Below are 14,553 nucleotides of genomic sequence, written 5' to 3' on the forward strand. Positions count from 1 at the left end.
CCCCATAAGGGCAGGCTGCATGCAAACCACGACAGGCAAAAAGCTCAGGCGGCTTTTTTACCGTTGGCCTTGAAAATACCCGATGTAAATTCCCACACCCGACCCACATTGCGGATCACCTTGGCAATGGCGGGGGTTGTGGTCGGGCGCAGCAGGCGCGGGTCATACCCGGCAAAGCGCCTGTCATCTTCTTCCAGACACAGTTCCATAAAGTCCGGCAGGCTGATCTGGATATTGGTCACTTCCTTGGTGCCGGTTACGGTAAAGTTGTTGTCCTGCGTATGGACCTGCCCGCTATCGTCCACCGTGCGGGCAAGGCTCATGCGTTCGTAGGCCAGAAAGCCCCAGACAGCCCATACCTTTGCCTCAAAGAACGGGCGACGCCACCACGGCATAACCGCGCGGTACCACGCCAGCCAGTTGGCAAAAAGCAGGATATGGCGGCATTCTTCCTGCATGATCGGCTCGAACGTGTCGGTCAGGGCTTCGGGGAAGTAGCCCGAACGCTTGGCCAGTTCGAACATGCCAAACGCGAAAAAGCTGTCCACGCATTCCGAAAAACCGGTGACCAGATAGGCCCATTCCACGTCCTTCGGCTCCACATACGGGGGCTCGGGGGCCATGGGAATGTTGTAGGCCGCCACCATTTTGGCCAGCACTTCCTTATGCCGGTTTTCTTCCCACGCATTGCGCGAGATGGCGTCCTTGACATCAGGATCGGTCACAAGGCGGGCGTAGGCGGCCATGCGCAGGCGGGCCTTGCCCTCGGTCTGCACGGCAATATCCCAGATGGGCAGGGAGGTCACGCGGTGCAGGGTTTCGGGGTCCAGCTTGGGCCAGTCAATGACAGATGGCTTGTATGGGTTGAACGTGTCGCGGAACATGGCCGCGAGGGCACGCTTGTGCTCTTCCGAACCCGGTTTGAGCGGCCCACGAATGGGGCTCAGCCAATGCCGCGCGCGGAAATCCGCTTCGACGACTGCCTCGGCATTAGGGGGTGCGGGAAGGTCATCCATACTTTCCGGCAGCTGGGAGTAAATATCGCTCAGAGAACCCATGTGAGGAACCCGTTATCTGGGGACCTCCCCTTTTTGCAACCGGCCCTGACTGGCTGGAACGTCGGAAGGTCCAATAAACCTGAAACATGCCGCCATCCCCATTGCCGGGAATGGCGACGACGCCTCCGTGTTAGTGCAGATCAGCCAGCTTAGAAATGATCTTGGTCACTAAACCGTACTCTATCGCTTCTTTTGCGGACATCCAGTAATTGCGGTCCGTGTCCTTGACGACTTTTTCGTAAGGCTGGCCCGTTTCACGCGCAAAAAGATGGTTCAGGCGTTCGCGCATTTTAATGATCTCGCGCGCTTCGATATCAATATCGGTTGCCGGACCACGCACGCCGCCCATGGGCTGGTGCAGCAGAAACCGCGTGTTGGGCAGGCAGAATCGGCGGTCCTTGTGACCTGCGGCAAAAATAAGCGCGCCAGCAGAAGCCACCCAGCCCGTGCCGATCATATTGACCGGAGCAATCGAATCGACAAAGCGGATCATGTCATGGATCGTGTCGCCACTTTCCACGTGTCCGCCGGGGGAGTTGACGTACACATCAATCGGCTTGTCGGATTCACCGGCCAGTGCAAGCAGGCGGCCGGTTACGTCGCGCGCGACCTTGTCGTTTATTCCGCCAAAAATAAGCACCTTACGCTGCTTGAACAGCTTGTGCTCCAGTTCGCCCTGCGGGGCGCCAGAGGCCTTGCCTTCCTCTTTTTCGGGGGTTTCCGGGGTTTCCGGTTCATCGTCCAGCCTGATGGCGTTACGGGAGAAGATGCCCGTCATTGCTGTCTCCGCACATTGTTCCGTATCAGTATTCATTCTCTTATCCTGCGCTGCCCGAACGTGCCTGCCAAGGGGCAATCATGCGCTCTCTCGCCACGGGGGAGGGAAAAGGGTAAGGTGCGGGACAATTTTATATCAGGTTTTCGGAGCATTCCCCCCGCCATGCAGCAGCCCCCTCTGGAGCAGAAGCCGACCAGCCGGACCCATGCCCCCCGGCCAGACCGCTTTTTGCAGGCTGCCAGCATGGCTGCTCTTGTCGCACTGGGCGGCACGCTGAGCGCCTGCCAGCACCGCGACGCCATTGATACGGCTCTGGACTGGTCACGCAGCATGCGCGGCGGAACCATTGCCGAGCAGCGCCCCCCGCCACCCGGACGCTACGACCCCTACCCCAAAGTGGGCCTGACCCCGACGAATGTGCCCGAAGTGCCCTCCCCCGCTGCACGCGCTCTGTTAAGCGAACAGTTGACCCGCGACCGCAACCTGACCTACCGGACCGCGGCCGCCAACGGGTCCATGATCCCCAACATTCCGCCCCCACCCAATGCAGGCGGCGGAACCAGTGCGCAAAAGGCCCAGCCGACCCTGCCCGCAGGCGTAAGCGGCGCGATTATGGATGCAGCCGACAGCGCCCCCCAGCCCGTGCGCGCACCCCTGCGTTCGGCCGTATCCAGCCTGCCAGCGGGCACCGTGGCCTCATCCCCCGCGCCGGAAGAAGCCGAGGCGGAGGTGGCCATGCCCGAAGTACACAAAAAAGCGGATATTCCCGAATTACGCCCCGACCAGATTCCGCAGATACCTCAAACCCCGCCCCCGGCCGCCAGCTTCCCCGGTTTTGATGTACCAACGGATGCAAACCTGCCCGATGCTGTGCGCCCCAACTATGACCTGACCGATATAAAAGGGACGGCCTTCCATTTTTTACCCCAGTCCGACCAGCTCTCCAGCGGGCAGGACGTGGCACTGGCCAAAATTGTGCAGAAATGGCCAAACGGCCCCCTGACCATTCGCGGGTTTGGTGATGCCGCATCCATGAGCCCGCAGGATCAGGCCGATGCCGTACGCCTTGGCCTGCTGCGGGCCCAGCGCCTTGCGGTGGAACTGAGCAGGCTGGGTATTCCCTCCAGCGCCATAACCGTGCGCGGCGATGCCTTTGGCACGGGGGCAAAGGTGGTTACCCCGCCCTGATCCCCCGCACATATCTCTTCTGCTCCGCCCGGCATGCGGTAAAAACGCGCCCTCACGGTGGTTTTGCATCCAGAGGAGTTGCCTGTTCCATTCAGGCGATTACTATGTTCACTCCCTTCATCCTACAGGGACCATGTTCCCTGTCCTTTCAGAGCACCCAAAGTCCATGACCGAAGAGTTCCATCGCATCCGCCGCCTGCCGCCCTATGTGTTCGCCTCTGTCAATCAGGCCAAGGCAGCAGCGCGCGCACGGGGCGAGGATATTATCGACCTTGGCATGGGTAACCCCGACACCCCTACCCCGCCCCATATTGTCAGCAAGCTGATTGAAACGGTGAACGACCCGCGCTCGCACCGTTACTCGGTCAGCCGTGGCATTCCCGGCCTGCGCAAGGCCGTGGCGGGGTATTATGACCGGCGCTTCAACGTCAAGCTCAACCCCGACAGCGAAGTGATTGTCACCCTTGGCTCCAAGGAAGGGCTGGCCAATCTGGCCTCCGCCATTACCAGCCCGGGGGACACCATTCTGGTGCCCAACCCGTCTTACCCCATTCACCAGTTCGGGTTTATTATTGCGGGTGCGTCCGTGCGCTCCATCCCCGCCACCCCGAACGAGGACATGCTGCGCGCACTGGACCGCGCGGTGCGCCACTCCGTGCCCAAGCCCACGGCGCTGATTGTCAACTTCCCGTCCAACCCCACAGCGTATCTGGCCGATCTGGATTTTTACAAGGAACTGGTCGCCTTTGCCCGGCGCGAGGAAATCTGGATTCTGTCCGACCTTGCCTATGCCGAAATCTATTTTGGCGATCTGGTGCCCCCTTCCATTCTGGCCGTGCCGGGCGCACGTGACATTGCGGTGGAATTTACCTCCCTCTCCAAGACCTATTCCATGGCTGGCTGGCGCGTGGGCTTTGCCGCAGGCAACGAACGGCTGATTTCCGCACTCACCCGTATTAAGTCCTATCTGGACTATGGGGCGTTCACCCCCATTCAGGTCGCAGCCGTAACCGCGCTGAACGGCCCGCAGGACTGCGTGGCCGACCTGCGCAACCTGTACAGGGAACGGCGCGACGTCCTGATCAAGGGCCTGCATTCCGCCGGGTGGGACGTACCCTCCCCCGAAGGGTCCATGTTTGCATGGGCCCCCATTCCCGAACCTTTCCGCGAGATGGGGAGCGTTGCCTTCTCCAAACTCCTGCTGGAAGAAGCCGGTGTCGCCGTGGCGCCGGGCCTTGGGTTTGGTGAATATGGTGATGACCACGTCCGCATCGGGCTGGTGGAAAACACCCACCGCCTGCGGCAGGCCCTGCGCTCCATCAAGGGCTTTATGGCCGCCCATGGCGTCAAGGCCCCTCCTTCCTCCAACCCAGCCTCAAAACCGGAGTCTGTTACACCGTGACATCCTGTTCCTCTTCTTCTCCTCTTCGTCTTGGCATTGCCGGGCTCGGCACGGTTGGCGCGGGCGTTATCAAACTGCTGCGGGCCAATGCTGACCTGCTGAGCACGCGGGCAGGCCGCCCGCTGGAGGTTGTGGCTGTTAGCGCGCGCGAACGCACGCGCGACCGTGGGGTGGATGTGTCCGCCCTGCGCTGGTACGATAACGCCGCAGATCTGGTAAACGACCCCGATGTGGACGTGGTGGTGGAACTGATTGGCGGGGCAGAAGGCACCGCCCGTATGCTGGTGGAAGCGGCCCTTAAGGCTGGCAAACCTGTGGTTACCGCCAACAAGGCGCTACTGGCCCTGCATGGCTCCACCCTTGCCCGCCTGAGTGCTGACAACAACGCCCCCCTGCTGTTTGAAGCAGCAGTTGCTGGCGGCATTCCCGCCATTAAAACCGTGCGCGAAGGGCTGGCGGCAGACCGCCTGCTGCGCGTGGGCGGTATTCTTAACGGCACCTGCAACTACATCCTCACCGTCATGCGCGAGACGGGCAAGGATTTTGCAACCGTGCTCAAGGACGCGCAGGACCTCGGCTACGCCGAAGCCGACCCCTCCACCGATGTGGACGGGCTGGACGCAGCCCACAAACTGACCATTCTGGCGGGTCTGGCCTTTGGTCAGCCCGTAGCGTTTGACAGCGTGCATGTAGAGGGCATCCGCCGCATTGGTGCGGTGGACCAGAGTTTTGCCCGCGCCCTTGGCTACCGGATCAAGCTGCTGGGCCTTGCCAGCATGACCGATGCCGGGTTGCACGCCCGCGTCACCCCCTGCCTTGTGCCCCAGCAGGCTCCGCTGGCACAGGTGGATGGCGTCTTTAACGCCGTGGTGGCGGAAGGCGAGTTTGTTGGCCGGATCATGATCGAAGGACGCGGGGCCGGTGCTGGCCCTACGGCCAGTGCGGTCACGGCGGATCTGGTGGATATTGCCCGTGGCAACACCATTGCCGTGTGGGGCGTGCAGACCAGCACCCGGCCCCCGCTGCGGGCCTGCCCCATTTCCAGCGGGGAAGGCGCCTTCTACCTGCGTCTGATGGTGGAAGACCGCCCCGGCGTTATTGCCGACATTACCGCCATCCTGCGTGATTGTGGCGTATCGCTGCGCAGCATGCTCCAGCACCCGGCGGAAAATGACAGCACGCCTTATGTTCCCCTTGTTCTGGTCACACATCGGACATCCGAAGCGGCTATGCAGGACGCCGTCACCCGGATTGACGCTTTGACTGTTGTGACAGACTCCACAGTTGTGATCCGGATCGAGGCTGCCTGAAGCAACCCGCCAGCCCCGCCCGATCACTTGTGTAACTAAGGATCCCGCTTTCTCATGTCTGATTCCATTGGCCCCTCTCCCTTCGTTGTTTCCGACCGCAATCTGGCTCTTGAGCTGGTGCGCGTGACCGAAGCGGCGGCCCTTGCCTCTGCCCGCTGGACGGGCCGCGGCCGTAAGAACGATGCAGACGGTGCCGCGGTGGAAGCCATGCGCATTGCCTTTGACACCGTGGCCATTGATGGCACCGTAGTCATTGGCGAGGGCGAAATGGACGAAGCGCCCATGCTCTATATTGGCGAGAAAGTAGGCTCCGGCGGCCCGGCCATGGACATTGCCGTGGACCCGCTGGAAGGCACCAACCTGTGCGCAAAGGACATGCCTAACGCCATTACGGTGGTGGCACTGGCCGAACGCGGCAACTTCCTGCATGCACCCGATGTGTACATGGACAAGATTGTGGTTGGCCCCAACCTGCCCCCAGGTGTGGTGGACCTTGAAAACACGATTGAAACCAACCTGAAGAACCTTGCCAAAGCCAAAGGCAAAAGCGTGCAGGACCTGCTGCTGTGCACGCTCGACCGCGAACGGCACGAGGAAATGATTGCCCGCGCCCGTGCAGCCGGTGCCCGTGTGCGCCTGCTGAGCGATGGCGACGTAGCCGGTGGCATTGCAGCCTGCCTCGATAGCAGCCAGGTCGATATTTACGTAGGCTCCGGCGGTGCGCCCGAAGGGGTGCTGACCGCCGCCGCCGTGCGCTGCGTGGAAGGCCAGATGCAGGGCCGCCTGCTGTTTGAAGATGATGCCCAGCGCGAACGCGCCCAGAAGATGAACCCCGGCAAAAACCCCGACCGCAAGCTGGACCTGCATGATATGGCCGCAGGCTCGGTGCTGTTCTCGGCCACAGGGGTCACCACCGGTGCGCTGCTGCGCGGCGTGCGGCAGTACCCGCATCAGGCGGTGACGCATTCGCTGGTCATGCGTTCCAAATCTGGCACGTCCCGCTTTATTGAAGGGCACCACAACTTCAAAACCAAAACATGGACGCCGCAATAACAGGCGTTTTTTAACCCCATGCTCTCGACCGCATCACCAGAGGGGGCGCACGCCCCCACCCCAGCCGCAATACCAGCCGTGCTCAATGTGGAGCACAGCGTTAACGCACGGCGCTGGTCATGGCGGGAGGGAGCAGACAACCCGACCACCAACCGGCTGGGGGCCGCACTGGCCCAGCAGCTTGGCATACCCGAAATTGTAGGCCGCCTGCTGGCCATGCGCGGGGTCAGCCCCGAGCATGCACCGCATTTTCTGGCCCCCACCCTGCGCGCCCTTATGCCCGACCCGTCCTGCCTGACGGATATGGACAAAGCCGCCGCCCGCATGGCGCAGGCCGTACAGGCGGGGGAAACCATAGGTATTTTTGGCGATTATGACGTGGACGGCGCATGCGCCAGTGCCGTGCTGGCCGCTTTTTTTGAACAGCTTGGCTGCTCCGTTCTCACCCATATTCCCGACCGCATGACCGAAGGGTATGGCCCCAACCTGCCAGCCCTTGAAGCACTGGTGGCCCAGGGTGCCAGACTGCTGGTCTGTGTAGACTGTGGCACGGCCTCTGCCGATATTCTGAACCAGCTTGCAGGCAAGGCCGATGTGGTGGTGCTGGACCACCACAAGTCGGAAGATGCCCTGCCTGCCATTCTGGCCACCGTTAACCCCAACCGGGCGGACTGCTCATCGGGTCTTGGGCATATCTGCGCTGCGGCACTGAGTTTTCTGGCCACGGTTGCGACCAGACGCACTCTGCGCGAGAATGGTTTTTTCAACGCAAGCCATCCCCAGCCCGACCTGCGCCCCCTGCTGGACCTTGTCGCTCTGGCCACGGTGTGTGACGTCATGCCTCTGCAAGGGGTCAACCGCCTGTTTGTGGCCGAGGGGCTAAAGGTTATGGCGGCCCGGCAGCGTGTCGGGGTTGCCGCCCTGCTTGAAATTGCAGGTGTCAGCAAAGCGCCTGATGCGTTTTCGTGCGGGTTTGCGCTGGGACCACGCATTAATGCGGGCGGGCGCATAGCCGAAGCCGCACTTGGCCTGCGCCTGCTCCGCTGCCCGGATATGCATGAAGCAAAGCAGATGGCCGAGCGGCTGGATGCCGTCAACCGCCGCAGGCAGGATGTGGAAGCCGATATTCTGGACCGCGCCATGGAGCAGGCCGCAGAGCAGAAGGAGGCTGGCCACGGCGTTATTCTGCTCGCTGGCAAGGACTGGCACCCCGGTGTCGTGGGGATTGTGGCAGGCCGCATAAAAGAACGCTTCAACCGCCCCGCTCTTGTTGGCGCGCAGCAGGAGGACGGAAGCATAAAAGGCTCTGGCCGCTCGGTTGCCGGGCTGGACCTTGGTACGGTGATTATTGCCGCACGTCAGGCCGGGCTGCTTAAAACAGGGGGCGGGCACGCCATGGCGGCGGGCTTTTCGCTCCATGCAGACAGGCTGGCGGAGTTCCACTCTTTTCTCGACACCCGTCTGCCGCAAGCGGCGGAACTCCCCCCCACCGTGGACCTGACCATAGATGCCGTTGTGGCCGTAACCGGGGCCACGGCAGAACTGGCGACCGACATGGCAGCCCTGGCCCCCTTTGGCGCAGGCAACCCCGAACCGCTGATTGCCCTGCCCAATGTGCATATTGTACGCACCGACCGCATAGGACGGGACAGCAACACCCTGCGGGTGCTGATCCGCGCCAGCAATGGCGGCAGGCTCAAAGCACTTCTGTTCAAGGCGGATAACAACCCGCTAGCCGTTGTGCTGGAGGATGCAACACGCCCCGCCCTGCACCTTGCAGGCTACCTGCGGGCAGAAAGCTGGAACGGGCGTACGGACGCCACATTTTTTGTGCAGGACGTAGCCCGCGCCTGAACGGCCCTCCCCTGTGCTGGCACAGGGTAGCATACCACACACCAGATATAGCGAGACCTGATACGGTTTATGGCCTGTGGCTGTGGCTGTGGCTGTGGCTGTGGCTGTGGCTGTGGCTGTGGCCCACATGCCCTCCGCATGACTGTGTGTAAAGCGGGTGCAAACGCCACAGGGGGAGCTTATTCCCCCTGTGCGGCGTTGCGGCGGGCTGCGATTTCCTGCTTCATGGCGTCCTGCACTTTTTCAAATGCGCGCACTTCAATCTGGCGCACCCGCTCGCGGGAAATGCCGTAGTCATGGGCGAGTTCTTCCAGCGTTGCCGGGTCATCCTTGAGGCGACGTTCGGCAAAGATGCGGCGCTCACGCTCATTCAGGGTTTCGAGTGCGGTGGCAAGCAGTGCCTTGCGACCCGACATTTCCTCATTTTCGGCGTAAACTTCTTCCTGATTAACCTGATCGTCCACCAGACGGTCCTGCCACTCGCTTTCCTGATCCGCTTTGAGCGGTGCGTTCAGGCTGTGGTCAGGTGCCGCCATGCGCCGATTCATGTCCACCACATCCTGCTCGGATACACCAAGGGTTGTGGCGATCTTGTTGACCTGTTCGGGCTGGAGGTCACCATCATCAATCGCCTGCATCTGCCCTTTGAGGCGGCGCAGGTTGAAGAACAGCTTTTTCTGGGCCGCCGTTGTGCCCATTTTGACCAAGGACCAGCTATGCAGGATGTATTCCTGAATGGCAGCACGGATCCACCACATGGCGTAAGTGGCCAGCCGGAATCCTTTTTCGGGGTCAAAGCGGCGTACGGCCTGCATCATCCCCACATTGCCTTCACTGATCAGTTCATTGATCGGCAGACCATAACCCCGGTAGCCCATGGCAATCTTGGCAACCAGACGCAGATGGGATGTCACCAGCCGGTGGGCTGCCTTGACATCCCCCTGATCGCGCCATTTGCGTGAAAGGGTGAGTTCTTCTTCTGGCGTAAGCAGGGGATATTTACGAATTTCCTGAAGGTACCTTGAAAGATTGCCTTCAGGCCCAACATCAATGACGGAAGCCATGATTTGAGTACTCCTTCCTGAGATGGAAACTCCCTCGGATGCATTTGGTTCCTGTTCCGTTAACAGGTGCATCCAGACTTGCTGCGGCGAGTCCCATTACCCGATGGAAAATTATGACGGCCCTTGCATCTGCCCTCGACATGAGCAGCAGAGACCAAGGCCCCCTTCCCGCTTTACGGAAAAGTGAGCGGTATGAACCCAGAGGGTGCGCCTGAAAAATACACCCTGTCAAGAAAACAGGTGCGGATGGTAGCAAAACTGCCACAGTTAGAAGACTATAGCGGTCCCCTTTAACGCAGACTCGGAGCTGCCCGGTACCGTTACGAGTCGCTCAGGGCCTGTTCCAGTTCCTGCATGTCGGGCGGCATTGGGGTTTCAAACAGCAGGTGTTCACCCGTTCTGGGGTGGGTAAAGCCCAGCCGTGCCGCATGGAGCGCCTGACGGGGGAAGTCCAGCCCGGCCCCCTTGCCCGCCGGGGACAGGCCACGGGCCGCAGCGGGCACGCGCCGCAGGTAGAGCGGGTCCCCCATAAGCGGGTGGCCATTGGCCGAAAAATGCACCCGAATCTGGTGCGTGCGCCCGGTTGCCAGCTTGCACGCAACAAGGGCGACCGAGGCACTGAACACCCTGAGCGTGCGGTAATGGGTCAAGGCCCATTTGCCACCATGGGCAACCAGCGCCATGCGCTTGCGGTCCCGCTTGTCGCGGCCTATTGCGCCTTCATAATCCCCCTCCGCAGGGGTGGGCACACCCCAGCAGAACGCCAGATAGGCGCGGTCTATGCGGCGGGCGGCAAAATCATCCGAGAGCGCCAGATGCGCTTTTTCCGTTTTAGCAACCACCATAATGCCCGACGTATCCTTATCCAGCCGGTGTACAATGCCGGGGCGGCGCTCCCCGCCAATACCTTTAAGGCTATCGCCACAATGGGCGATCAGGCCATTGACCAGCGTACCCGTCTCGTTCCCCGGTGCGGGGTGGACCACCAGCCCGGCGGGTTTGTCCAGCACGATCAGGTCGTCATCTTCGTACAGAATGTTAAAATTCATGGCCTCGCCCTGCGGGGTTGCAGGGGCTGCGGCGGGCAGGTCCAGCACCACCACCATTCCGGGCCGGACCGGCGTGGCTGGTTCACGCAGCACCACGCCATTGCACAGCAGGTTCCCGCCCTCGATCAGCCCTTTGATGCGTGACCGCGAAGGGGCTCCGGGGCAGGTGGACAAAAACCGGTCCACCCGCTCGCCCGCCTGCGCGGCCTCCACCGTAAAGGCCAGCGTGGTGCCGTGGGTTGGGGCAAAGCCGGGCGCGGCTTCGCCTTGAGGGGAAAGTGTGTATGCCAAACCCGTTTGTCTCATTCACGCTTGCTGGGTGGAATTGCGCGTACAAAGCCTGCTTGCTGGCCGTGCGTCAAGCAGCAGGATAAACCACCAGCCCTGCCTGTGACATGGTCTGCGCATCTTTTGGTGTGTCCATACGCCATGCCCCCTTGCCCTGCGCCATATACGACGGAATAGTGTGCGGGTATGACCCATTACCCCGCCATTGCCCGCGCCTACCAGACCGCCCTGCGCCACCGCAGCCTTGTGCTGACCGGGCTTCTGGGCGTGCTGGCCCTGTCTGTCCTGCTGGATTGCGCTGTGGGGCCTGCCGAGCTTTCCCCCACAACAATGCTTCGTGCCATTTTTGACCCTGCCGGAGTGGATGCGCAGACAAGCCTGATTGTCTGGCAGATCCGCCTGCCCTACGCGCTTATGGCGGCCTGCGTGGGGGCTGCACTGGGGCTGGCAGGGGCGGAAATGCAGACAATTCTGGCCAACCCGCTGGCCAGCCCGTTTACGCTGGGCCTGTCCGCCGCCGGGGCGTTTGGCGCATCCCTTGCCATTGTGCTGGGCTGGCACATAGCACATGTGCCCGATATGTGGCTGACCGCAGGGAGCGCTTTTGTCTGCGCGGCCCTGTCCGTATGGATTCTGGACATGCTGGTACGACTGCGCCAGGGCGGTACGGGCACGGTTATCCTGTGCGGGGTGGCACTCGTGTTTTCGTTTCAGGCGTTGGTGGCCCTCATGCAGTTTGTGGCGAACGAGGACACCCTGCAAAATCTGGTATTCTGGACCCTTGGCAGCCTGACCCGCGCAACATGGGGCACACTTGGCCTGCTGGCCGGGGCTCTGGCCTGTATCCTGCCATTTTCGCTCCGGGCGGCATGGCCGCTCACCACCCTGCGTATGGGGGAGGACCGGGCCGCAAGCCTTGGGGTGGATGTGCCACGCCTGCGCCGTGCGGCCTTGCTGCGCATAAGCCTTTTATGCGCGCTGGCGGTGGCCTTTGTGGGGGTTATTGGCTTTATCGGGCTGGTGGCCCCCCATATTGCCCGCCGCCTTGTGGGGGAGGACCACCGCTTTTACCTGCCTGCCAGCCTGCTGAGCGGGGCGTTCATTCTCTCCCTCGCAGCCCTTGTCGCACGGGTGCTGGTGCCCGGCGTTGTGGTGCCAACGGGTATTGTGACCGCTCTGGTGGGCATCCCGTTTTTTCTGGTCATTGTGCTGCGCCGTGGGGAAGGACTGCCATGACCACCCCTGTGCCAGCCGGGCTAACGCTGCATAACCTGACGGTGCGGTACGGACGCAAACCCGTACTGGCCGAACTGGATGCAGGACCGTTCCCCCACGGGGCCGTCTGTGCCGTTCTTGGCCCCAATGGCAGCGGCAAATCCACCCTGCTGCGCGCCACAGGGGGGCTCCTGCACGCCACAGGCACACTCATGCTGGATGGGGTGGACCTTACCCCCCTGCCACGGGCCCAACGGGCGCAGCACTGCTTGTACCTGCCCCAGACCCTGCCAGAACCCGTGCGCCTGAGCGTGCTGGACGCCATGCTGGCCGCCCGCCACGCCACAGGCAGGCAGGGCAACACCGGCACGGCAGCAGACATAGACGCCGCCATGGCCTGTCTGGCCGATGTGGGTATTACCCACCTTGCCACGCAAAGCCTGCATGAACTCTCTGGCGGGCAGCGCCAGCTTGCAGGGCTGGCGCAGGCCCTTGGCCGCCAACCCCGCGCCCTGCTGCTGGATGAACCCCTGAGCGCGCTTGACCCGTACTACCAGCAGACCGTTATGGCCCTGATCCGGCGTGAGACCGTACAGCGCAATCTGGTCACCCTGATTGTGCTGCATGACCTGAACATCGCACTCAACCAGTGTGATCTGGCCTGCCTTTTGCACAATGGCCATATTCTGGCCTACGGCCCGCCAGCGGAAGTTTTAACCCCCGAGCACCTGCGCACCGCGTACCGTATTGATGCACGGGTGGATACAGGGCAGGACGGGCAACGCTTCATCAGCACCGCAGGGGTGGTGTAACACCCCTTACGTACCACAATAGGTATAGGGCACCACCTCATCGGGTTGGGGTGGTGTTGTGTAGCTTTCCATGCCTGACTGCTCCACATAGGGAGTGGCCAGCACGTCCAGCATCTCCCTGAATGGGGCGTAATCCTGCTGTTTTACGGCGGCCTGAATCATGGCCTCCACCTTGTGGTTGCGCGGAATATAGCACGGGTTGGCCCGCTGCATGGCGCTGGCGCGAGTGGCATAATCCGCACTCCCCTGCAGCACTACACGGGCGCGCCAGCAGACCAGCCACGGGCTGGTACTGGCAGGCAGCCCGGCTGGCAGGCCGGGGCCGCGCAAAGCCTCTTCATGACTGAGAGCGCGGAAGGTGTTGGTCATGTCCATCTTTTCCGCTTCCATATGGTCCAGCAGGGTTTTGAACAGGGTTTCATCCCCCTCATCCTCACCCACCAGCCCCAGCTTTGCACGCATGCCAGCAAAATAGGCGGCATGAAAATGCGGATGGAACGCCTCCAGCGCCTGCTGGGCCAGACTGATGGCCTGCCCATCCTCCTCCGCCAGCAGGGGGAGCAGGGCTTCGGCAAAACGGGTCAGGTTCCACAGGGCTATGGTCGGCTGGTTGGTGTAGGCGTAGCGGCCACGCTTGTCTATGAAGCTGAACACGGTGGCCGGGTTGTAGGTGTCCATAAAGGCGCAGGGGCCGTAATCTATGGTTTCGCCCGATATGGCCATGTTGTCAGTGTTCATGACACCATGAATAAAGCCGACCAGCATCCACCGCGCTACAAGGGCTGCCTGCGCCGCCACAACGGCCTGTAGCAGCGCCACATAGGGCTGCGCGTCCTGTGCAGCCTGCGGGTAAAGCCGGGCAATGGCAAAATCGGCCAGAGCGCGCAGGGCCTGCGTGTCCTGCCGGGCGGCAAAGAACTGGAACGTACCAACACGGATATGGCTGCGCGCCACACGTGCCACAATGGCGCCGGGCAAGGGGGTTTCACGGTAAACGCGCTCACCCGTTGCCACGGCGGCCAGCGCGCGGGTGGTGGGGATGCCAAGAGCTGCCATGCTCTCGCTCAGCAGGTATTCACGCAGGACAGGGCCAAGGGCGGCCCGGCCATCCCCATTACGTGAATAGGCCGTAGGGCCGGAGCCTTTGAGTGCAATTTCGCGCATATGGCCGTTGCGGTCCTCAACCTCCCCCAGAAGCAGGGCGCGACCATCCCCCAGCTGAGGGGAAAAATGGCCGAACTGGTGCCCCGCATACACGGTTGCCAGCGGGTCCATGCCCTGCGGTATCTGGTTGCCTGCCAGCATGGCCAGCCCCTGTGGCCCGGCCAGCCATGCCGCATCCAGCCCCAGTTCTGCGGCCAGTGGCGTGTTCAGGGCAATCAGTTCAGGCCGGGCAACCGGAGTGGGCTGCGTGCGGGTATAAAAGCTGGAGGGCAGCGTTGCATAACCCTGCCGGATGGGAGAATGAGGCATTGTTACACC

Annotated in this window: 12 protein-coding genes; 7 read left to right on the plus strand and 5 right to left on the minus strand. The window is 62.0% G+C overall.

Annotated elements, in window-relative coordinates; translation table 11 throughout:
* Nucleotides 1–44: 44 nt before the first annotated feature.
* Entirely contained in the window at nucleotides 45–1,058 is a 1,014-nt protein-coding gene (locus AB2L51_RS05175) for a ferritin-like domain-containing protein (RefSeq protein ID WP_395581509.1), read from the minus strand.
* 130 nt (nucleotides 1,059–1,188) lie between these two features.
* Nucleotides 1,189–1,872, minus strand: coding sequence for an ATP-dependent Clp protease proteolytic subunit (locus AB2L51_RS05180; RefSeq protein ID WP_395581508.1), 684 nt, complete (start codon nucleotides 1,870–1,872; stop codon nucleotides 1,189–1,191).
* A 126-nt stretch (nucleotides 1,873–1,998) separates the two neighbouring features.
* Here AB2L51_RS05180 and AB2L51_RS05185 point away from each other — a divergent pair, with 126 nt between their 5' ends.
* The 5 genes from AB2L51_RS05185 (at nucleotide 1,999) to recJ (ending at nucleotide 8,643) form a co-directional block, all read left to right on the plus strand.
* Entirely contained in the window at nucleotides 1,999–3,024 is a 1,026-nt protein-coding gene (locus tag AB2L51_RS05185; RefSeq protein WP_395581507.1) for an OmpA family protein, read from the plus strand.
* 166 nt (nucleotides 3,025–3,190) lie between these two features.
* Nucleotides 3,191–4,426 carry an LL-diaminopimelate aminotransferase gene (locus tag AB2L51_RS05190; protein WP_395581506.1) on the plus strand — a complete coding sequence of 412 codons (1,236 nt, stop codon included), beginning with the start codon at nucleotides 3,191–3,193 and terminating at the stop codon, nucleotides 4,424–4,426.
* Nucleotides 4,423–5,736, plus strand: coding sequence for a homoserine dehydrogenase (locus AB2L51_RS05195; protein ID WP_395581505.1), 1,314 nt, complete (start codon nucleotides 4,423–4,425; stop codon nucleotides 5,734–5,736). The genes AB2L51_RS05190 and AB2L51_RS05195 overlap by 4 nt, the downstream gene beginning before the upstream one ends.
* A 54-nt stretch (nucleotides 5,737–5,790) precedes the next feature.
* Entirely contained in the window at nucleotides 5,791–6,789 is a 999-nt protein-coding gene (gene glpX, locus AB2L51_RS05200; RefSeq protein ID WP_395581504.1) for a class II fructose-bisphosphatase, read from the plus strand.
* 18 nt (nucleotides 6,790–6,807) lie between these two features.
* Nucleotides 6,808–8,643, plus strand: coding sequence for a single-stranded-DNA-specific exonuclease RecJ (recJ, locus tag AB2L51_RS05205; protein ID WP_395581503.1), 1,836 nt, complete (start codon nucleotides 6,808–6,810; stop codon nucleotides 8,641–8,643).
* A 179-nt stretch (nucleotides 8,644–8,822) separates the two neighbouring features.
* Here recJ and rpoH read toward each other — a convergent pair whose 3' ends face one another.
* Together rpoH and AB2L51_RS05215 are read right to left on the minus strand one after the other, a co-directional pair.
* Nucleotides 8,823–9,707 carry an RNA polymerase sigma factor RpoH gene (gene rpoH / locus AB2L51_RS05210; RefSeq protein WP_395581502.1) on the minus strand — a complete coding sequence of 295 codons (885 nt, stop codon included), beginning with the start codon at nucleotides 9,705–9,707 and terminating at the stop codon, nucleotides 8,823–8,825.
* Between the two features lie 320 nt (nucleotides 9,708–10,027).
* The gene (locus tag AB2L51_RS05215) at nucleotides 10,028–10,981 is read right to left on the minus strand and encodes an RluA family pseudouridine synthase (RefSeq protein ID WP_395581613.1); all 954 of its coding nucleotides are present in this window, start codon (nucleotides 10,979–10,981) and stop codon (nucleotides 10,028–10,030) included.
* A gap of 249 nt (nucleotides 10,982–11,230) precedes the next feature.
* Here AB2L51_RS05215 and AB2L51_RS05220 point away from each other — a divergent pair, with 249 nt between their 5' ends.
* Both AB2L51_RS05220 and AB2L51_RS05225 read left to right on the plus strand, forming a co-directional pair.
* A complete protein-coding gene (locus AB2L51_RS05220; protein WP_395581501.1) occupies nucleotides 11,231–12,280 on the plus strand; it encodes a FecCD family ABC transporter permease in 1,050 nt (349 codons plus the stop codon).
* The gene (locus tag AB2L51_RS05225; protein ID WP_395581500.1) at nucleotides 12,277–13,071 is read left to right on the plus strand and encodes an ABC transporter ATP-binding protein; all 795 of its coding nucleotides are present in this window, start codon (nucleotides 12,277–12,279) and stop codon (nucleotides 13,069–13,071) included. The genes AB2L51_RS05220 and AB2L51_RS05225 overlap by 4 nt, the downstream gene beginning before the upstream one ends.
* Before the next feature lie 6 nt (nucleotides 13,072–13,077).
* Here the strand turns inward: AB2L51_RS05225 and AB2L51_RS05230 are convergent, their stop codons facing one another.
* Complete coding sequence (locus AB2L51_RS05230) at nucleotides 13,078–14,544, minus strand: protein adenylyltransferase SelO (RefSeq protein ID WP_395581499.1); 1,467 nt, start codon at nucleotides 14,542–14,544, stop codon at nucleotides 13,078–13,080.
* Between the last annotated feature and the right edge of the window lie 9 nt (nucleotides 14,545–14,553).

It is taken from the genome of Acetobacter fabarum (assembly GCF_040702925.2).
Lineage (GTDB): Bacteria > Pseudomonadota > Alphaproteobacteria > Acetobacterales > Acetobacteraceae > Acetobacter > Acetobacter fabarum_B.